This is a genomic window from Actinoplanes oryzae (assembly GCF_030757795.1).
Taxonomy (GTDB): domain Bacteria; phylum Actinomycetota; class Actinomycetes; order Mycobacteriales; family Micromonosporaceae; genus Actinoplanes.
Window position 1 is genome coordinate 100,767 of sequence record NZ_JAUQWH010000004.1, and the last position, 19,334, is coordinate 120,100.

19 protein-coding genes are annotated in these 19,334 nt (G+C 72.2%); 6 read left to right on the top strand and 13 right to left on the bottom strand.

All coding sequences use genetic code 11. The features are described from left to right. Positions 1-26: 26 nt before the first annotated feature. Together RBH18_RS03015 and RBH18_RS03020 are read right to left on the bottom strand one after the other, a co-directional pair. Positions 27-521, bottom strand: coding sequence for a methylated-DNA--[protein]-cysteine S-methyltransferase (locus tag RBH18_RS03015; protein WP_306204299.1), 495 nt, complete (start codon positions 519-521; stop codon positions 27-29). Further along, positions 518-1,981 (bottom strand): DNA-3-methyladenine glycosylase 2 family protein, encoded by a 1,464-nt coding sequence (locus tag RBH18_RS03020; RefSeq protein WP_306204300.1) that lies wholly within the window; start codon positions 1,979-1,981, stop codon positions 518-520. The genes RBH18_RS03015 and RBH18_RS03020 overlap by 4 nt, the downstream gene beginning before the upstream one ends. 114 nt (positions 1,982-2,095) lie before the next feature. Here RBH18_RS03020 and ychF point away from each other — a divergent pair, with 114 nt between their 5' ends. Beyond that, positions 2,096-3,181, top strand: a complete 1,086-nt coding sequence (gene ychF, locus RBH18_RS03025; RefSeq protein WP_306204301.1) for a redox-regulated ATPase YchF — start codon at positions 2,096-2,098, stop codon at positions 3,179-3,181. A gap of 329 nt (positions 3,182-3,510) precedes the next feature. Here ychF and RBH18_RS03030 read toward each other — a convergent pair whose 3' ends face one another. The 5 genes from RBH18_RS03030 to RBH18_RS03050 all read right to left on the bottom strand — a co-directional run bounded on the left by RBH18_RS03030 (position 3,511) and on the right by RBH18_RS03050 (position 8,515). After that, positions 3,511-4,098: a Uma2 family endonuclease gene (locus RBH18_RS03030; protein WP_306204302.1), complete on the bottom strand. Its 588-nt coding sequence runs from the start codon at positions 4,096-4,098 to the stop codon at positions 3,511-3,513. 374 nt (positions 4,099-4,472) lie between these two features. After that, positions 4,473-5,132 (bottom strand): rhomboid family intramembrane serine protease, encoded by a 660-nt coding sequence (locus RBH18_RS03035; protein ID WP_306204303.1) that lies wholly within the window; start codon positions 5,130-5,132, stop codon positions 4,473-4,475. A 52-nt stretch (positions 5,133-5,184) separates the two neighbouring features. Continuing rightward, on the bottom strand, positions 5,185-5,955 hold the full coding sequence (locus tag RBH18_RS03040) for a S1 family peptidase (protein ID WP_306204304.1): 771 nt from the start codon (positions 5,953-5,955) through the stop codon (positions 5,185-5,187). Positions 5,956-6,031: 76 nt separating this feature from the next. After that, positions 6,032-6,760: an aggregation-promoting factor C-terminal-like domain-containing protein gene (locus RBH18_RS03045; RefSeq protein ID WP_306204305.1), complete on the bottom strand. Its 729-nt coding sequence runs from the start codon at positions 6,758-6,760 to the stop codon at positions 6,032-6,034. Between the two features lie 360 nt (positions 6,761-7,120). Beyond that, positions 7,121-8,515: a PhoH family protein gene (locus tag RBH18_RS03050; RefSeq protein ID WP_306204306.1), complete on the bottom strand. Its 1,395-nt coding sequence runs from the start codon at positions 8,513-8,515 to the stop codon at positions 7,121-7,123. A 293-nt stretch (positions 8,516-8,808) separates the two neighbouring features. Between RBH18_RS03050 and otsB the strand changes: the two genes are divergently transcribed. After that, on the top strand, positions 8,809-9,642 hold the full coding sequence (otsB, locus tag RBH18_RS03055; RefSeq protein ID WP_372338846.1) for a trehalose-phosphatase: 834 nt from the start codon (positions 8,809-8,811) through the stop codon (positions 9,640-9,642). A 578-nt stretch (positions 9,643-10,220) separates the two neighbouring features. Here the strand turns inward: otsB and RBH18_RS03060 are convergent. Beyond that, positions 10,221-11,060 (bottom strand): LysR family transcriptional regulator, encoded by an 840-nt coding sequence (locus tag RBH18_RS03060; RefSeq protein ID WP_306204308.1) that lies wholly within the window; start codon positions 11,058-11,060, stop codon positions 10,221-10,223. Positions 11,061-11,129: 69 nt separating this feature from the next. On the opposite strand from RBH18_RS03060, the gene RBH18_RS03065 reads away from it, so the two are divergent. Further along, entirely contained in the window at positions 11,130-12,014 is an 885-nt protein-coding gene (locus RBH18_RS03065; protein WP_306204309.1) for an EamA family transporter, read from the top strand. Here RBH18_RS03065 and RBH18_RS03070 read toward each other — a convergent pair. From RBH18_RS03070 to RBH18_RS03085, 4 genes are read right to left on the bottom strand one after another with little or no spacing between them, the layout of a single operon-like run. Continuing rightward, on the bottom strand, positions 12,002-12,772 hold the full coding sequence (locus tag RBH18_RS03070; RefSeq protein WP_306204310.1) for an isoprenyl transferase: 771 nt from the start codon (positions 12,770-12,772) through the stop codon (positions 12,002-12,004). The two genes, RBH18_RS03065 and RBH18_RS03070, sit on opposite strands and share 13 nt — an antisense overlap. Positions 12,773-12,804: 32 nt before the next feature. Further along, positions 12,805-13,923 (bottom strand): NAD(P)/FAD-dependent oxidoreductase, encoded by a 1,119-nt coding sequence (locus RBH18_RS03075; RefSeq protein WP_306204311.1) that lies wholly within the window; start codon positions 13,921-13,923, stop codon positions 12,805-12,807. Then, the gene (locus RBH18_RS03080; RefSeq protein ID WP_306204312.1) at positions 13,920-14,777 is read right to left on the bottom strand and encodes a hypothetical protein; all 858 of its coding nucleotides are present in this window, start codon (positions 14,775-14,777) and stop codon (positions 13,920-13,922) included. The genes RBH18_RS03075 and RBH18_RS03080 overlap by 4 nt, the downstream gene beginning before the upstream one ends. 18 nt (positions 14,778-14,795) lie before the next feature. After that, positions 14,796-16,577 (bottom strand): phosphoenolpyruvate carboxykinase (GTP), encoded by a 1,782-nt coding sequence (locus RBH18_RS03085; protein ID WP_306204313.1) that lies wholly within the window; start codon positions 16,575-16,577, stop codon positions 14,796-14,798. Positions 16,578-16,799: 222 nt separating this feature from the next. Here RBH18_RS03085 and RBH18_RS03090 point away from each other — a divergent pair, with 222 nt between their 5' ends. The 3 genes from RBH18_RS03090 to RBH18_RS03100 all read left to right on the top strand — a co-directional run bounded on the left by RBH18_RS03090 (position 16,800) and on the right by RBH18_RS03100 (position 18,796). Next, positions 16,800-17,549: a sigma-70 family RNA polymerase sigma factor gene (locus tag RBH18_RS03090; RefSeq protein WP_306204314.1), complete on the top strand. Its 750-nt coding sequence runs from the start codon at positions 16,800-16,802 to the stop codon at positions 17,547-17,549. 25 nt (positions 17,550-17,574) lie between these two features. Further along, a complete protein-coding gene (locus RBH18_RS03095) occupies positions 17,575-18,171 on the top strand; it encodes a GtrA family protein (protein WP_372338847.1) in 597 nt (198 codons plus the stop codon). Between the two features lie 61 nt (positions 18,172-18,232). Further along, positions 18,233-18,796: a GtrA family protein gene (locus RBH18_RS03100; RefSeq protein WP_306204315.1), complete on the top strand. Its 564-nt coding sequence runs from the start codon at positions 18,233-18,235 to the stop codon at positions 18,794-18,796. On the opposite strand, the gene RBH18_RS03105 is transcribed toward RBH18_RS03100, so the two are convergent. Then, positions 18,723-19,334 carry a PH domain-containing protein gene (locus tag RBH18_RS03105; protein ID WP_306204316.1) on the bottom strand — a complete coding sequence of 204 codons (612 nt, stop codon included), beginning with the start codon at positions 19,332-19,334 and terminating at the stop codon, positions 18,723-18,725. The genes RBH18_RS03100 and RBH18_RS03105 overlap by 74 nt on opposite strands.

Genomic DNA, 19,334 nt, shown 5'->3' on the forward strand with positions numbered 1-19,334 from the left:
CCCGCAAGGCCCGTTGCCAGGAACTTTCAGGCGCGTTCGTGATTGAGGAGCCACGTCTTGACGCCGAGCCCCCACCGGTAGCCCCGCAGGGTGCCGTCGGTGCCGAGGACCCGATGGCACGGGACGAAGAGCGCCACGGCGTTGCGGGCACAGGCGGCAGCGGCGGCCCGGATCGCGGCGGGGCGCCCGGCCAGCTCGGCGAAGCCGCGATAGGTGACCGGCGCGCCGGGCTTGATGTCACGCATGACGCGCCAGGCGTGCGCGGTGAAGGGGCCGGTGGTGTGCTGCTCGACCACGACGTCGTCGAGGGCCGTGAGGTCGCCTGCCAGATATGCGCGTACCGCCTCGCCCGCCGCGCCCGGTGCGGGTGCGGGCCGGACGTCGTCCCGCAGGCTCGCGTGGACCAGCGGCAGCAGGGCGTCCGCCGACGTCGTGAAGCCGGCTGCCCGGACTGCGCCCGATTCGCTGGTCAGATAGGTGAACGGGCCGGCCGGGGTGTCCAGGGTGGCGCTGCGGATCATGCTGACCTCCAGAGTCGCATCAGGGCGTACGAGCGCCAGGGCCGCCAGGCGGTCGCCCGGGAGGCGAGCGCGGCGGGTGAGTCCGGCAGGCCGAGCGCGCGGGCGCCGCGCCGGGCTGCGAGATCGGTGGAGAGGAAGACGTCCGGGTCGCCGATCGCGCGCATCGCAACGTATCCGGCGGTCCAGGAGCCGACGCCGGGCAGACCCTGCAGCTGTGCGAGAGCCTCGTCACGGTCGGCGCCCGGGTCGAGTGACAGCTTGCCGTCGGCTACTGCCTCGGCCAAGGACCGCAGGGTCGCGCGGCGGGCGGCCGGCATGCGGAACGCGGCGTCGGGCAGGTTCGCGATGACGGCGGCTTCCGGAAAGGGCCTGAGCGTGGAACCGCCGGTCGGGGGGCGGGGCGTCGTTCCGTCGTCCGCTGCTTCGGGCGGCGAGGCTGCGGCCAGGAGGCGGGCCAGCGTGGTGCGGGCGCCGGCGACGGAGACCTGCTGCCCGACGACCGCTCGGACGGCCAGCTCGAAGCCGTCGGTCGCACGGGGGACTCGTACGCCGGGCTCGGCCCGCACCGACGAGGCGAGCGCGGGATCCGCGGCGAGCGTGTCGTCGACGGCGACCGGGTCGGCGTCCAGGTCGAGCAGCCGCCGGCAGCGGGCCACCGCGGGCGCCAGATCCCGTACGTCCTCCAGCCGCAGGGTCGCGGAGACGAACCGCTCGGCGGGGGTCAGCGTGACGACGCCCGTGGCGTGCGGCAGATGCAGCGCCTTGCTGAACGATGTCGCGCCCACTTCCTCGATGCCCGGCAGTGCCCGCGCCCGCAAGAAGCCGAGCAGTGCCTCGGCGTGCAATGGCGCCCGGTACGCGAGGCGGACCGTGATCGTGCCGGCCTCGGCCGGCCGGTTCGGGCGGTGGGTGCGCAGCTGGGTGGGCGAGCGGGCGTACACCTCCTGGATCGTGTCGTTGAACTGGCGGACGCTGCCGAAGCCGGCCGCAAACGCGATGTCGGCGAAGCTCAAGGACGTCGTCTCGACGAGGATCCGGGCGGTCTGTGCGCGCTGGGCCCGGGCGAGGGCGAGCGGGCCGGCGCCGAGCTCGTCCGAGAGCATGCGGTGGAGGTGACGTTCGGTGTAGCCGAGCCGGGCGGCTAGGCCCGGCACACCCTCGCGGTCCACCACGCCGTCGCCGATGAGCCGGACGGCGCGGCCGACCACGTCCGCGCGCACGTCCCACTCGGGCGAGCCGGGCGCGGCGTCGGGGCGGCACCGGCGGCAGGCTCGATAGCCGGCCCGCTGGGCTGCCGCGGCGCCCGGGAAGAATTCGACGTTCTCGCGCTTGGGCGTGACCGCGGGGCAGGAGGGGCGGCAATAGATGCCGGTCGTTCGGACAGCCGTGCAGAACCACCCGTCGAAGCGCGGGTCACGGCTGTCGACCGCCCGGTAGCACCGCTCGAAGTCCAGTTCCATGCCGTCGAGTCTGCCGCGGGCACCCCTGCCAGGGCTGGCGGGATTCGGACATGAGCGTGCCGTTCCGCGCCTGGCCGGCAGCCCGTGCACCCGGCGGCCGTAGACTGGTTTCCCGTGAGCCTCACCATCGGGATCGTCGGCCTGCCCAACGTCGGCAAGAGCACCCTCTTCAACGCCCTGACCAAGAACGACGTGCTCGCCGCGAACTACCCGTTCGCGACGATCGAGCCCAACGTCGGCGTGGTCGGCCTGCCCGACGAGCGGCTCAACCAGCTGGCCGAGATGTTCGGCAGCGAGAAGATCCTCCCGGCGCCGGTCTCGTTCGTCGACATCGCCGGCCTGGTGCGCGGTGCGTCCAAGGGCCAGGGCCGCGGTAACGCGTTCCTCGCCAACATCCGGGACGCGTCAGCCATCTGCATGGTCGTCCGCGCGTTCTCCGACCCCAACGTCCTGCACGTGGACAGCAAGGTCGCCCCCGCCGACGACATCGAGACGATCAACACCGAGCTGATCCTCGCCGACCTGCAGACGGTCGAGAAGGCCCTGCCGCGCCTGCAGAAGGAGGCCAAGCTCAAGAAGGACCGCGCGCCCGCCGTCGCCGCGGCGGAGGCCGCGTTCAAGCTGCTCAACGACGGCACGACGCTCTACTCGGGCGCGCAGGCCGCCGGCATCGACCTGGACCAGCTTGCCGAGCTGCACCTGCTCACCACCAAGCCGTTCCTCTACGTCTTCAACGTCGACGAGGCCGAGCTCAACAACGCCGCCTTCCTCGACGAGATGCGTGCCCTGGTCGCCCCGGCCGAGGCCGTCTTCATGGACGCGAAGATCGAGTCCGAGCTCATCGACCTCCCCGAGGACGAGGCCAAGGAGCTCCTCGAGTCCACCGGCCAGACCGAGCCGGGCCTCGACCAGCTCATCCGCGTCGGCTTCAACACCCTCGGCCTGCAGACCTACCTCACGGCCGGCCCGAAGGAGGCCCGCGCCTGGGTCATCCCCGTCGGCGCCACCGCCCCGGAGGCCGCGGGCGTCATCCACTCCGACTTCCAGCGCGGCTTCATCAAGGCGGAGATCGTCAGCTTCGACGACCTCATGGCCGCCGGCTCCATGTCCGCCGCCAAGTCCGCGGGCAAGGTCCGCATGGAGGGCAAGGACTACATCATGAAGGACGGCGACGTCGTGGAGTTCCGCTTCAACGTCTGACGAGTTCTTTGGACGGAACCGCTGCTCAACCGCTTGGCCGGGGCCGGTGGTCAGGGACGCCGGGCAGAACAGCCATCGCGCCCGACCCTGGCCCCGCCCGGCAACAACGTCGCGGCCCGGTGGTCGGAGACAGTCACCGCGCCCGACCTTGGACCCGCCCGGCGACAACGTCGCGGCACCAGTGATCGGAGACAGTGATGGCGCCCGGCCCTGACCCCGGCCCGGCAGCAACGTCGCGGCCCGGTGGTCGGAGACAACCATCGTGCCCCACCCTGAGCGCGGCCCGGCAGCACTGGCGCGGCACCGGTGGTCGGAGCTGGATGGCCGGTTCAGCTACGGCGACCGGCCATCAGCTTGTCCAGGACGAGCTCGATCGGGAACGGGGTCTTCGTGCATATCGCGCGCCGGTGGACTCCGGAGGGCGCGTACGACCGGGTGGGCTCGTCGAGTTCGTAGGCGTGGACCACCGGCAGTCCGGCGTCGTCCTCCTCGACGCGCCAATAGTGCGCGATGCCGGCTTCCGCGTACTTGCGCAGCTTGACCGTCCGGTCGCGGTGCGCTGATTCCGGGGAGGCGACCTCGATCGCCAACAGCACCTGGTCAGGCACGTAGAACCTGCGGTCCGGGCCGTGCCGGGCCGGCCGCGCGGCGAGGAGGTCGGGTTCGACGCGGGTGCGTTCGTCGAGGCGGATCGTCCTCTCCCGCTCGACCTCGATCCCCGCGGGTGCCTGCGCGGCAAGAGCGAGCAGCAGCGCGGAAACAACCCGGCCGTGCCATGCCTCTTCCCGCGACAGTCTGAGCACGAGCACCCCGTCGATCAGTTCGGTGTGCCGGGGCGCCTGGGAAAGCTGATCGAGGTCGTCGGCGTACCAGCCATCGGGACGGGGCGGGCACATCCACTCGGGCACCGCAGTCATGTCGTCACCGTAGCGTCCGGCAACTGCCGTTCAGCTGCTTCGATCATGGCTGATGGCGATGCTTCGGCACCTGCCGATGACCGGTCCTCATCATGCAAATGCCGCGTTCCGGCCTGCTCAGCGATGACTCTGCCCGGCACAAGGCGATGGCCACCAAGCGCGAGGGGCTAACTGCCCAACACGAGCAGACGGCCGCCCAACACGGGCAGACGGCCGCCCGGCACGAGCAGACGGCCGCCCGGCACGAGGCGACTGCCGAGCACGAGCAGACGGCCGCCCAGCACGAGAGGACGGCCGCCGCGCACGAGGAGATGGCTGCGCGGTGCCGGAAGTGCCCCGGCCGCGGCGGAAGCTGCCAGAAGCGACGGAAGCGGTCAGAAGTCGGTGAGGGTGGGGGCGTCGCCGCCGTAGAGGGCGGGGGCCGGGCGGGGGCGCCGGCGGCGGAAGGCGATTGCCGCGGCGACGCCGCCGAGGAGGCCCAGGAGGTGGCCCTGCCAGGAGATGGGCTGGTCGGTGGGGAGGATGTTGTAGATCTGGTACCAGTAGAGGAGGCCGATGAAGGCGGCCACTCCCAGGTTCCACCAGCTGCGCTCGACGAAGCCCCGGGCGAAGAGCAGGCCCAGGTAGCCGAAGACGACGCCGCTGGCGCCGACGACGACGCTGCCGGGATCGCCGATGAACCAGACGCCGATGCCGCTGACCAGGATGATGACCAGGGTCGACCAGAGGAAGCGGCGGGTGCCGCCGGCCAGGGCGAAGGTGCCGACCAGGATCAGCGGGACGCTGTTGCCGTAGAGGTGGTCCCAGCCCGCGTGCAGGAACGGGCTGAAGATGATGCCGTCGAGGCCCTCCGCGTGGCGCGGGATGATGCCGCCGGCGACGTCGAGGTGGCCGGCGCCGAGGCCGACGTCGATGGCCTCGATGAGGAAGAGGACCGGGACGACGGCGCACATCGCGACGAAGGCGCGCCCGATGGACGCGAAGAACGCCTCGCTGCCGAACCGGGTGGCGGATTCCTCGGTGGCATAGCTCATGCCTCGATGGTTACCGACGGAAGCCACCCCCGCCAAATCTGTGAGGTGCCGATCAGCTCAGCTTGCGCGTAGCCGCCCGGATGTCTGCACGGAACGTCGCCACCTGCGTGTAGACGCCGGGGAAGTTGCGGCGGGCGCAGCCGAGACCCCAGCTGACGATGCCGACCTGGACCCAGGCGCTGCCCGAGCGGCCGACCAGGGGACCGCCGGAGTCGCCCTGGCAGGTGTCGACGCCCTTGCCGCTGGCGCAGAGCTGTTCGGCTGGCACGACCGAGATCTGGATCCGCCGGTACGCCGTCGCGCACGTGCGGTCGGGCACGGTGCGCACCGTCCCGTACCGGAGGGTCTTCTCCTGCCTGGTGGAGTGTTCGCTGGTCTGACCCCAGCCGAGGATGGTCAGCGGTCCCTTGAGCTCGCCTCCCACCAGGCCGAGCGTGGGCAGTCCGAGGGCATGGTCGAGCTTGACCAGCGCCCAGTCGTCGCCGTGGGTCTCGTCGCGGAAGCCGGTGGCGCGGATCACCTCGACCGAGTGGGCCGTACGGGCATGCGGGTCGCCGAGGCGGGTGACGCCGGCGACGACTCTGATGGTCTCGTCCTTGCCGGTGCCGGTGACGCAGTGGCCGGCGGTGAGGACCACCCGCGGTGCGGTCAGGGCGCCGCCGCAGCCCATCGACAGGCGCACCATCCACGGGAACTGGCCGGCCCCGGCGACGTCACCGCCGACCACCTCGCGCAGATGACCGCGCTGGACGGTGGCGGAGGCGGGCGCGGCGGTCAGTAGAACGGCGGCAATCAGGAGCACCGACGCGACTTTCCGGACCATGCGGACATTTCACCACCATGAACGCCGAAAAGAGGGGTACGCGCCGAAGCACGCACCCCTCTCCGAAGGAAAAGACTCAGTACCAGCCGACGCTCTCCGAGTGCGACCACGCGCCGCACGGGCTGTCGTAACGGCCCTCGATGTAGCCGAGGCCCCACTTGATCTGGGTCGCCGCGTTGGTGCGCCAGTCCGAGGCCACCGACGCCATCTTGCTGCCGGGCAGGGCCTGCGGGATGCCGTACGCCCCGGAGCTCGGGTTGGAGGCGCCCTCGTCCCAGCCGCTCTCCCTGTTCCACAGCTTGTTGAGGCACGGGAACTGGTCGATGCCGAAGCCGGCGTCGAGCATCAGGGCGCAGCCCGTGGCCCGGTTGCCGCTGAACTCGCTGCACGAGTCGGGGATCGGCCCGACCTCCACCGTGCTGCCGCCCGACGAGGACTCCTCGGACTTCTTCTTCGCCGCCTCGGCGGCGGCCTTGGCCTCCGCGGCCTTCTTGGCGGCCTCGGCGGCGATGACCTTCTTCTCGGCCGCCCGCGCCTTGCTCGCGGCGGCCGACGCCGCGGTGGCGGCCTCGACGGCGGCCTCGCTGCTCACCTGGTTCCGGTACGCCCGGTCGGCGGCGTGCTGACTCTGCCGCTCCCGCAGCAGCGAGCTCTCGTCGACAGTCGTCTGGAACACCAGCTGCGCCTGCTGCTTCGGTTGCTGGACTTCCCGGTCCTTCGCGACGTAGACGCCGCCGACCACGCCCAGGACGAGCAGGCCGACAGATGCCGCGCGGATGCTGACCCGGCCCCAGAGCCGATTCACGAGTGTCCTCTCGTTGGGGGCAAAGACGCGGCGCACCACCGCCGGCTCGAGGCCGGCGGCTCCGCGCACCGCGAGCACCGGCGGCCCCGGAGGACCGCACTTCATGGGCCGCAGTCGATCTCCGACCGCCCCGGCCACGCGAATGATGCTCGTCAGCCACCATGGCTCACCGTGAAGGGGATGTGAAACGACAACGCCAAGCTGTGAACCTAATCACAGGATGTTTGCGCATCAAACTGGACAAAGGCGCGGCTTCTCGCTCACCCGTACGGTATAAGTCGCCTCACCTAGCGTAGTCACCCAAGAGCATTAAGTAAGGCGGGGATCCCGGAGGATCCCCGCCTCGATGGTCACGCAGCGTCAGACCGGGATCTCCTCGAGGAGATCGGTGACGACCTCTGCGATCGGCGAGCGCTCCGACCTCGTCAGGGTGACATGGGCGAAGATCGGGTGGCCCTTCAGCGCCTCGATCACCGCGGTCACGCCGTCGTGCCGGCCGACGCGCAGGTTGTCCCGCTGGGCGACATCGTGGGTGAGGACCACCCGCGAGCCCTGGCCGATGCGGGAGAGCACGGTCAGCAGGACGTTGCGCTCCAGCGACTGCGCCTCGTCGACGATCACGAACGCGTCGTGCAGGCTGCGGCCGCGGATGTGGGTCAGCGGCAGCACCTCCAGCATCCCGCGCGCCATGACCTCCTCGACCACGTCGGCGTGCGCCACCGCGCCGAGGGTGTCGAAGACCGCCTGTGCCCAGGGCGACATCTTCTCGGCCTCGCTGCCCGGCAGGTAGCCGAGCTCCTGGCCACCGACGGCGTACAGGGGGCGGAAGACGATCACCTTCTTGTGCCGCTGCCGCTCCATCGTCGCCTCGAGGCCGGCGCAGAGGGCGAGCGCCGACTTGCCGGTGCCGGCCCGGCCGCCCAGCGAGACGATGCCGATGGACTCGTCCATGAGCAGGTCCAGCGCCACCCGCTGCTCGGCCGAGCGGCCGCGCACACCGAAGGCCTCACGATCACCGCGTACGAGCTTGACGGTCTTGTCGGCGGTGACCCGCCCGAGCGCCGAGCCCTTCGCGGAGTGGATGACGAGGCCGGTGTGGCAGGGGAGGTTCTCCGTCTCCACCAGCTCCAGCTCCTCGCCGGCGTACAGGCCGCTGACCTCCGTCTCGCCGAGCTGGAGGTCGGCCATGCCGGTCCACGTGGGATCGCTGGCCTGGCCGTGCCGGTACTCGTCGGCGGCGATGCCCACCGACGCCGCCTTGACCCGCAGCGGCATGTCCTTGCTCACCAGCGTCACGTCGCGGCCCTCGGCGGCCAGCCCGAGGGCGACCGAGAGGATGCGCGTGTCGTTGGAGTCGTTGCGGAAACCGTGCGGCAGGACGCTCTGGTCGGCGTGGTTCAGCTCGACCCGCAGCGTGCCGCCCTCGTCGTTGCAGAGCACGGGCTGGTCCAGCCGGCCGTGCTTGATCCGCAGCTCGTCGAGCATCCGCAGGGACTGCCGGGCGAACCAGCCGAGGTCGGGGTGGTGCCGCTTGCCCTCCAGTTCGGAGATGACCACGAGGGGGACGACCACCTCGTGATCGGCGAACCGGCGGAACGCCGCCGGGTCGGACAGCAGGACCGAGGTGTCGAGCACGAAGACCTTGCCTGCTGGGGCGGGCTCCGCATCGAGGTGACGGTCGCGGGTCTTGCGGCGTGCCGAGGAGGCGCGAGTGCTGGTCGTCTCGGCCCCGGCGTCAGTACGGCGAGATGTCACAGGCCTGCTCCAGCGGGCGTGCAACCCGGTACGCCCGCGGTCCGCCAATGTCCGGCGCCCGTCACATGACACGGGGTCGGGATGCGGGCCCCGTGGCGCACTTGTCGCAGGTCCGGGCCGGCCGGCTGGCCCAGGATGACCCTGTGCCATGACTAGAACGCTAGCGGTCATCAGCCACCCGCGGTAGTACCGGCTTCGCCACATCCGCAAGGACAATCCGGCCGGGAGTCGGGAATCCGACGCGGAGGGAAACGGCGGGCAACCTGTGGATTCGCGAGGATGCATCGGGCCGGATGCCGGGTAGTCTGGGGAACGTGCCAGAGTCCCCGCGTCCCGCGCATCCCCTCAGCGCCGCAGAGGCCCTGCAGCTGACTGCCTCGCGAGCCAAGGACACCACGTTCTTCTTCGACTTCGACGGGGTGCTCTCCCCCGTCACCGACGACCCCGACGCCTCCCAGCCGGTCCCCTCCGTGCTGGGCGTGCTCGAGGAGCTGGCCACCAGGGTGGCCCGCGTCGCGATCGTTTCCGCCCGGCCGGTCAGCTTCCTGCGCTCGCGCTTCGAGTCCCTGGAGCACGTCGACCTCTACGGGCTCTACGGCCTGGAGGTCTGGCATGACGGCGCGGTGGTCACCGAGCCGGCCGCCGAGCCGTGGGTGCCCGCGATGGCCGAGCTGGCCGACCGCGCCCGCGCCGAGCTGCCCGAGGGCGCCTTCGTGGAATACAAGCGGCTGTCCGTCGCCCTGCACTACCGCACGGCGCCGCAGCTCGGCCCCGAGATCGAGCGGTGGGCCCACGAGCAGGCCGAGAGCATCGGGCTGCGCATCCAGGGCGGCCGCATGGTGGTCGAGCTCAAGCCCCCGGTCGACCAGGACAAGGGCATGGTCATCAGCGCCGGGGTGCTCGACGCCGGCTGCGCCTGGTATTTCGGCGACGACATGTCCGACATCAAGGCGTTCGACGCGCTGCGCGCCCGGGAGGCGGTCGACCCCGCCTTCATCGGCGTGTGCGTGGCGGTCGCCAACCCGGAGACCGGCGCCGACGTCTCCAACGCCGCGGACCTGACGTTGGAGTCCCCCGAGGCCGTCGCCGCCTTCCTGACCGAGGCCCTGCCGACCTTCGCCCGCTGACCGAGGGCCGGGCCGCCACGACCCCGGGGCCAGGCCGGGCCGCCACGATCCGGGGGCCAGGCCGCGCCGCCACGATCCGGGGGCCAGGCCGCGCCGCCACGACCCCTGGGCTGGGCCGGGCCGCCACGACCCCTGGGCCGGGCCGCGACCTCAGGCCCGGCCTCCACGACGCGCCGCCACGCGCCGCCCCGCGCCGCGCACCGAGCGGAGCCGGTCGGCATGCGGCCACGCCAGCCACCGAGCCGAACGGCCGGCGCCGCCACGGGCTCGGGGGCCCCGAGGGCCGAGCCGCGCAGAGCCTCAGCCACGAGCCGGAGCCGAGAAGCTGACCCGGCTGCACGACGCGGCGCTGCGTCCGGGACGCACAGAGCCGTAGCCACGCCACGCCCGGGCCGAGACCCGCGCGGGGCCGTCATCGACGCCCGCCGCCCGCGGCTCGCCCACCCACCTCGGCGCACGCCAACGATCCGAGCCGTGGACCACGCCGGGCCGGAGAGCGCGCCGACCGCGCGCCTCGCGTACACACCGGCACGCCGGAAAGCGCGGACAAAGCGCGGCCAAGAGCACGGGCGACCGGGTCAGAAGCGCGCCAGGGCGAGAAGCTCGTTCAGCCAGGCGGGTGGGTCGTCTTGCCACCAGGCCAGCTGTACGGAGATCGGCGGCGCCTGGCGCAGCGCCCGGTAAGCGACACCGGGCCGCGGGTACTGGTGCGCCGTGGACGACGCGGTGATGCCCACGGCTTGACCCGCGGCGATGAGCGTCAGCCACTCGTCGATCGCTCCCGTCTCCCGGACCGTCGCCGGCCGCGCGCCCGCCGGAAACAGGTCAAGCGTCGTCGTGCCCACCCGCGGGACCAGCGCCACGGTGTAGCGGGCCAGGTCGTCGAGCCGCAACGTCCGGCGCCGGGCCAGGGCGCTGTCCGTGGCGACGGCGGCGTAGCGCGGTTCCTGCCCGATCTCGGCCGTGGCGAAGCGCGGGTCGTCGAGCGGCCGGCGGATCACGGCAACGTCGGCGGAACCGTCGGCCAGGCCCGCGGACGGCTCGTTGACCTGCACGAACACCAGCGGCCGGGCGGGGTGGGCCGCCGCCCACGCCTTCTGCAGGCGGCGGGTGTGCCGGCCGAGGGCGGCCCAGGCGTAGCCGACGCGGATCTCGCCGCGGTCGGCCACGAGCGCCGCCAGGTGGGCCACCTCGTCGAGCACACGGCGGGCCTGGGCGGCGACCCGGGCGCCGGCGGCGGTGAGTTCGACCTGCCGGGTGGTGCGCCGGACGAGGAGGACGCCGAGGTGCCGTTCCAGGGCGGCGACGGCCCGGGAGACCGACGCCTGGGAGATGCCGAGCCGGGCCGACGCGTCGGTGAACGTGCCGGCGTCGGCCACTGCCACCAGCGCGCGGAGCTGACCGAGCCGGACATCCATACGTGCAGCGTATAAGTGCGGCGCCGGGCGCATTTCTCTTCGGCCGCGCCGCCGCGTTGGCTGCAGGGCATGAGAGGGATCGCCGTCATGCTCGGCAGCGCGACAGCCAACCAGGTCGGGGCGGCCGCCGGCGCGCATGCTTTCGCCGCCGTCGGGCCCGCGGGTGTGGTGGCCGTCCGGCAACTGGTCGCGGCCGCCGTCCTGCTGCCCGTCGCCCGCCCGGACCCGCGCCGCTTCACGCGGGCGCAGTGGTGGCCGGTGCTGCTGCTGGCGGGGGTGTTCGCGGTGATGAACCTGAGCGTCTACACGGCGATCGACCGGATCGGGCTGGGGCTGACCGTCACGCTGGAGGTGCTCGGGCCGCTGGCCGTGGCGCTGCTCGGCTCGCGGACCCGCGTCGACCTCGCCTGTGCGGTGGCCGCGGCGGCGGGGGTCTACGTGCTGGTGTCACCGGGCCCGGCGAGCGACTGGGCGGGCATCGCCGTGGCGCTGGTGGCGGCGGGGTGCTGGGCGGCGTACATCCTGCTCAACCGGCTGATCGGGGCCCGGCTGCCCGGGGTGGAGGGGCTGGCCGTGGCGACGTCGCTGTCGGCGCTCGGCTATCTGCCGCTCGCCGTGCTGCTGGCCGTCGGCGGCCGATGGAGTGCCGGCGCGCTGCTGTGGGCGGCGGTGGCCGGGGTGCTCAGCGCCGTCCCGTACGCCGGGGATCTGATCGCTCTTCGCCATGTCCCCGCGCGCGTCTTCGGCATGTTCATGAGCGTGCATCCGGTGCTGGCGGCGCTGAGCGGGCTGATCCTGCTCGGTCAGGCGCTGCGGCCGCACGAGTGGGCCGGCATCGTGATCGTGATCGCCGTCCTGACCGCCACCAACTTGCGACGAACCGAAAGCCGCGCAACACGGACAACCCGGGAAAGGCAGGAAGGAATGAGGAGCCGGAAGGATCAGGCGCCGTAGCGACGCTGCCGGCCGGCATAGGACCGCAGCGCCCGCAGGAAGTCGGTCCGCCGGAAATCGGGCCAGTTGGCGTCGTGGAAGTAGAACTCCGAGTGCGCCGACTGCCACAGCAGGAAGCCCGACAGCCGCTGCTCCCCGCTCGTGCGGATGACCAGGTCGGGATCCGGCTGCCCGGCCGTGTAGAGGTGCTCGGCGATGTGCTCGACGTCGAGGATCTCGGCCAGCTCCTCGAGCGTGCGGCCGGCCGCGGCGTGCTCGTAGAGCAGCGAGCGCACGGCGTCGGTGATCTCGCGCCGCCCGCCGTAGCCCACGGCCATGTTGACCTCGACGCCCTCGGTGCGGTCGCGGGTCTTCTCCTGGGCGGCCTTGAGGGCGACCGCGGTGTGCGCGGGCAGCACGTCGAGCGCGCCGACGATGCGCAGCCGCCAGGGGTTGCCCTCCTCGGCCAGCTCGGTGGCGAGGTCCTCGATGATGGTGAGCAGCGGGTCGAGCTCGGCGGCCGGGCGCTGCAGGTTGTCGGTGGCGAGCAGGTAGAGCGTCACGTGCCCGATGCCGGCGTGGTCGCACCAGCCCAGCAGCTCCTTGACCCGGGTCGCGCCGACCCGGTGCCCGTCGTTGGGGTCGACATAGCCCATCTCGCGGGCCCAGCGCCGGTTGCCGTCGCACATGACGCCGACGTGCTGGGGCACCGGCTTGCCCGCCAGCCGGCCGGCGAGCCGCCGCTCGTAGAGGGAGTAGACCAGTGACCGCACACTCATCGCGCTCAAGCCTATCGGCAGCCCGCGCGGGCTCAAGAGGGCGGAGGGACGATCGGGAGCATCTCGGCCCCGATGCGCCCGATAGTGCGAAGATCGAAAACTCCGTCACCGAGCCCCAGATCCACCATACGGTGGAATATCCGCTCGTCCCGGCGGGCGGCCCGGACCGCGGCGTCAACCACGCGCGGCTGTTTGGTCAGCAGCGTCGCGAAGCCGGAGTGACGAAGATGACGTCCGAGCCGGGCCCGCAGGGCGCGGGTGTAGAGCCGGCCCGCGGTGTCCGGTCCGGTCGCCGCGGCCGCCCCGGCGAGGGCTCCCGACAGCACCGCGTAGAAGATGCCCTCGCCGGTGAACGGGTTGATCAGCGACAGCGCGTCGCCGGCGAGCAGCACCGGTCCGCGGGCGGGCGCCGGGCGGTGGGTGGACAAGGGCAGGTGGTGCGCGCGCAGGCTCTCCGGTTCGCCGCCGGGCAGGAGCTGCCCCAGCCGCTTGATCAGGTACGCCTTCGTGAGCGGCGCCCCGCGTAACACCTCGCCGTACCCGACGTTGGCCGTGCCGTCGCCGATCGGGAACTCCCACGCGTACGCGGGCCAGCGCGCCGGCGTGGTCGTGATCAGCTGCTCGGCGCCCGTCGCCGGCCGGTAGCCCCGGATCGCCAGGGCGAGATGGCCGCTCGGGTTGACCCGGTCGCCCCGATGACGGCGTACCGTCGAAGTGGCGCCGTCGGCACCCACCAGGACGCGCGCCCGCAGGCTCCCGTCGACGGTGATCGCGCCGGGTCCGGCCGTGATCTCGTGGACGGTGTGCCGGCGCAGCTCGGCGCCCCGGGCCGTCGCCGCGGCGACCAGGCGCGCGTCGAAGACCTTGCGCGGCACGGTGTGCACCGGGCGCGGCAGCCGGCGGGCGACCTCCCCGCCGCCGGGGGCGACCAGGCGCAGCCGCTCGACCGGCGGATAGCCGTCCGTCACTCCGGTCACGCCGAGATCGGTCAGCACGTCGAGCGTCTCGGCGGCGATACCGTCCCCGCACGGCTTGTCGCGCGGAAACGACGATCGGTCGAGGAGCAGCACGGAGGCACCGGCGCGGCGGGCGGCGATCGCGGCAGCGCATCCGGCGGGCCCGGCGCCGACGATCGCCACGTCCCAGGTCATCCCGCCATTCTCAGCCGGCGCACGCGCCACAGCGAGAAGAGGACGAGCAACGCGGCGGCCACCAGCGGCGCACCGTCGCGGACCAGGCCGTCGACGCCGAGCAGGAGGTAGCAGAGCGGCAGGTCGACGACGAGCACGCCCACGGTGATCCACACCAGGAACCCGGACGCCCACGTCTTGCCGCGCATCAGGAAGGCCGTGGCGAGCAACACGGCGTAGCTCGCCGCGAACCCGGCGCCGAACCAGAAGACGACCGCGAGCAGCCACTCCGGACGGTGACGCAGTTCACTGACCGAGATGAGCGCGGGCACCAGCATCAGCGGGCTGTAGGTGAAGGCCGCCACCCGCGCGGTGATCGCCCACCCGGCCAGCGGCGGGCGCTTCGGCGTGGCCTCCTGCCAGCGCAGGCCCTCCCGGGTGACGACCAGCTTGTTCGGGTGGCGGACCAGATGGGTCTGCACGCCCGGATGCCGGTAGAGCAGGACGACGACCAGCACGCACAGGGCGACAAGGGCGGCGAAGCCGAGCACGCCGGGCAGCGGGGGCGTGCCGCTGCGGGGCACCACGAGCCGGCCGACCGCGAAGATCGTGGTGACGGCGAGGATCAGCCCGAGGGGACGCGCGGCGGCACGCCCCCGGCGGACGTGCCAGATCAAGATCAACCAGCCGACGGTACGCAGGAGCGCCCAGCCCGTGCGCACCGCGAGCCCGAAGCCGTGCTCCGGCGCGTACCAGTAATTGAGCAGCTCGACCACCGCGGTCGCCGCCGCCGTCGCGACCAGGAGCAGGGTCAGCACCCGGACGACGCGCGGGCGCCCGTAGTCGGCGGTCACGGGCGCCCCGACGGTGGTCATGGCGGGAAGATGCCCGAGCTAGCCGTCCTTCAACCGCGCCCGGAGGGAGTCGAGTTCGGACCAGAGGACCGCCGGCAGCTTCCCGCCGAACCTCGCGAACCACTCCTCGACCTGCGGCAGCTCGGCACGCCACTCGTCCGGGTCGACGGCCAGGGCGGCTGCCACGTCGGCCGGGTCGATGTCCAGGCCGGTCAGGTCGAGCGCCCCGGGCGGGGGCACGTGCCCGATCGGGGTCTCGACGGCGGGCGCCGAGCCGTCGAGGCGCTCGGCGATCCACTTGAGGACGCGGATGTTCTCGCCGAAGCCCGGCCACAGGAAGCGCCCGTCGTCCCCCCGGCGGAACCAGTTGACGTAGAACACCTTCGGCAGCTTGCCGGCATCGCCGGAGGCCGCCTTGCCCAGCTCGATCCAGTGGTTGAAGTAGTCGCCGGCGTGATAGCCGATGAACGGCAGCATCGCCATCGGGTCCCGGCGCACCACGCCCACCCGGCCGGCGGCCGCCGCGGTCGTCTCCGAGGAGAGGGTCGCCCCGAGGTAGACCCCGTGGATCCAGTCGCGGGCCTCCGTGACGAGCGGCACGGTGGTGCGGCGCCGGCCGCCGAAGAGGATCGCGTCGATGGGGACGCCACGCGGGTCGTCGTACTCGGGGGCCAGCACGGGGCACTGGTCGATGGGCGTACAGAAGCGGCTGTTGGGGTGGCTCGACGGGGTGCCCGACTCCGGGGTCCAGTCGGCGCCGCGCCAGTCGGTCAGGTGCGCGGGCGGCTCCCCCATGCCCTCCCACCAGACGTCGCCGTCGTCGGTGCGGGCGACGTTCGTGAAGATGGAGTTGCCGCGGGCCAGGGTGCGCATCGCGTTCGGGTTCGTGTGCTCGTCGGTGCCCGGGGCGACGCCGAAGAGGCCGTACTCGGGATTGGTCGCCCACAGCCGCCCGTCGGAGCCGAAGCGCATCCACGCGATGTCGTCGCCGACCGTCTCGACCTTCCACCCGGGCAGCGTGGGCTCGAGCATCGCGAGGTTGGTCTTGCCGCAGGCCGACGGGAACGCCCCGGCGACGTAGCGGACCTGCCCGGCCGGGGAGGTCAGCTTCATGATCAGCATGTGCTCGGCGAGCCAGCCCTCGTCCCGGGCGGCCACGCTGGCGATGCGCAGGGCGAAGCACTTCTTGCCGAGCAGGGAGTTGCCGCCGTAGCCGGAGCCGTAGGACCAGATCTCGCGCGTCTCCGGGAAGTGCGAGATGTACTTCGTCTCGTTGCACGGCCACGCGGCCGTCGACAGCGGCGCGCCCACCGAGTGCAGGGCCGGCACGAAGTCGGCGTCGGCGCCCATGGCCTCGAGCACCGGCGCGCCCATCCGGGTCATGATCCGCATGCTGGCGACGACGTACGCGCTGTCGGTCAGCTCGACGCCGAACATCGGGTCCGGGGCGTCGAGCGGGCCCATGCAGAACGGGACGACGTACATGGTGCGGCCCCGCATGCTGCCCCGGTAGAGCTCAGTCATCGTGGCCTTCATCTCCGCCGGCGCCATCCAGTTGTTGGTGGGACCGGCGTCGGCGGGATCGGCCGAGCAGATGAAGGTGCGCTCCTCAACCCGGGCGACGTCGCCGGGGTCGGTGCGCGCCCAGAAGGAGTTGGGGCGGCGGGCGGGGTCGAGGCGCACGAGCGTGCCGGCGGCGACCAGCTCGTCGGTCAGGCGGGTCCACTCGGCGTCGGAGCCGTCGCACCAGTGCACCCGGTCGGGGAGGGTGAGGGCGGCCACTTCGCGGACCCAGTCGAGGAGGCGGGCGTGATCGGTCATGAGCGATTCCCTTCGCCGGAAGTCCCGTCAGCCTAGGGCCGTCGACCGTCATTTCATCGGCCGTGGCGATGCATTACCCCACATTCTTCGGTCGGCCTGCTCGCTGACGATCGATTCTTCGCGGTTTGGCGCAGGACCGCGCAGGGAGCGCTCCCACTTTCACAAAATGGACAAAACGCCTTAAGCTGGTCTTTGCTCCCACTCCTCGCGCCAGGAGGCGGAATGACCTCAGACAGTGACACCGCGTTGCTCGCGGCCGTGCGGGCCGGGGACACCGCCGCCTACGGCGTTCTCTACGAACGGCACAGGGCCGCCGCCCGCACGCTGGCCCGCGCCCTCGTCCACGACCCCGCGGACGCCGACGACCTGGTCGCCGAGACGTTCGCCAAGGTCTTCGCCACCCTGCGTGCCGGGCGGGGGCCGCTCGTGGCGTTCCGTGCCTACGTGAACACGACCCTTCGCCACGTCTCCTACCATCGCGCCCGGCGCGACCGGCGGCTCGAGTTCACCGACGACCTGACCAGGTACGACTCGGGGCAGCCCTTCCTCGACCCGGCCCTGGACCGGCTCGAGCGCACCTACGCCGCCCAGGCCTTCCGGGCCCTGCCGGACAGGTGGCGCGACGTGCTGTGGCGCACCGAGGTGGAGGGCGCCAGCCCCGCGGAGGTCGCCCCGCAGCTGGGCCTGACCCCGAACGCGGTCGCCGTCCTCGCCCACCGGGCGCGCGAGGGGCTGCGCCGGCTCTATCTCCAGCAGCACGTCGCGGCGGCGGACACGCCCGAGTGCCGCTGGGCCGGCGAGCACCTCGGCGGCCGGGTGCGCGGACGGCTCGCGCAGCGGGATTCCGTACGCCTGGAGTCGCACCTGTCGTGGTGCGCCGCCTGCCGCACCCAGCTCGCCGAGGTGACTGAGATCGACCAGGGGAGTCACCGTGCGTACCGGCAGCGGCAGCCCGCGAGCCCCGCAGATTAAGAGTCGCGAACGAAAACAGCGGTACGTGACCCACCCCGGTACGCTCGGGGACGTGCCTGCTGCCACGATCATGCCCGCGCTGCGGGCACGCTTCGGGGCCCTGGTGCGCGAGGTCGGCAAGTTCGGCACCGTCGGCGGCATCGCGTTCGCCATCGACCTCGTGCTCTTCAACGTGTTCCTGCAGGCCGGGGCGGAGTCCCTGCTCGCCAAGACCGGATCCACCCTGATCGCCACCACGGTGGCCTTCGCGGGCAACAGGTTCTGGACCTGGCGGCACCGCTCGCACAGCAACATGGCCCGGCAATACACGTTGTTCTTCCTGCTCAACGGCGTCGGTCTCGGCATCGGGCTGGCCTGCCTCGCGATCAGTCACTACGGGCTCGGGTCGATCTGGCCGGAGTTCCAGACCCCGCTCGCGGACAACATCTCCGGCCAGCTGGTCGGCACCGCGATGGGCACCCTCTTCCGTTTCTGGTCCTACCGCCGCTTCGTGTTCGGCGAGCACCCGGGCGCCGAGCCGGCACCGCCGGCCGCACCCGAGGACCCGGCCCCGCCGGCCGGTGAGGCGGCACCGCAGCAGCCCCCGCACGCGTCAGCGCCCCGGGCTGTCCCGCGCATGTGACGTCGATCGCGCCCCCCGGCTCGATTCCTCGTCCGCGCCCTTCCCCCCGTAAGGTTGCCCAATGCCCTCAGCCCGCCCGCTGTCGGAACGTCTGCGCCGCCTGGCTCCCGAAGCCCTCGCGTTCGGCGCGATCGGCGCCGCCAACACGCTGCTCTACATGGCGATCACCTGGGCCCTGCTGCCCATCGGTGCCGTCAAGGCCAGCATCGTGGCGACGGTCGTGACCACCACGCTGGCCTACCTCGCCAACCGCTACTGGACGTACCGCAATCACACCCGCAGCGCGCTCCGCCGGGAGTACACGCTGTTCTTCGGCTTCAACCTGGTCGGCATGGTCATCCAGTCGGGTGCCGTGACGATCGGCAAGTACGGCTTCGGGCTCTCCGAGGAGAAGGACGCCGTCCTGTTCATGGGCGTCACCCTGGTCGGCATCGTGGTCGCCACGGTCTTCCGGTTCTGGGCCTACCGGACGTTCGTCTTCCTCAAGCCCCCGGTCGACGGGCACGAGGCCGCGGTCGCGGAGATGGACGTCGCCGCCGGGCTGGCCGAGCTCAGCGCCGAGGCGGACGACCACCTGGACGCGGAGATCGCGAAGGAGATCGACGCGCAGCGCCGCGCTGTCTGACCCGCACCTCGGGCTCGGGCTCCGGGTCCTCATCGTCGTCGTCCGGCCGCAGCTCGCGGTCGGTCTCGATGAGCTCGTAAAGCGTCGTCTGCACCTGGTGCACGTGCGGCACCGACGCCAGCACCGCCGACTGCTCACCGATCGAGTCGACGGTGAGGGTGCCGCAACCCAGCGCCCGGTCCAGCAGCGACTGGTGGGTGACGTGATCGTTGACCCGGTTGAGCGGCAGGTCCCGCCGCTCCCTGGCCACCACGCCGTCCTGCAGCAGGATCCGCTCGTCCGTGAAGACGTAGTGCGTGGTCCGCCACACCAGCAGCGGCCAGACGCCGCGGCGCACGGCCACCCAGAACGTGATCGCGCCGACCACGCAGACCCCGATGAGGCCGCCGGTCGTCCGGGGCAGCATCACCCAGGCCAGGATGAAGACGGCCAGGGTCGCGAGCAGCACGGTGCTCGGCCACACCGCCGCCTTGGCGTGCGGGTGGAGGTGGAGGACGACCTCCTCCTCGTCGGTCAGGACGTCCTCGGGGAAGGGCAC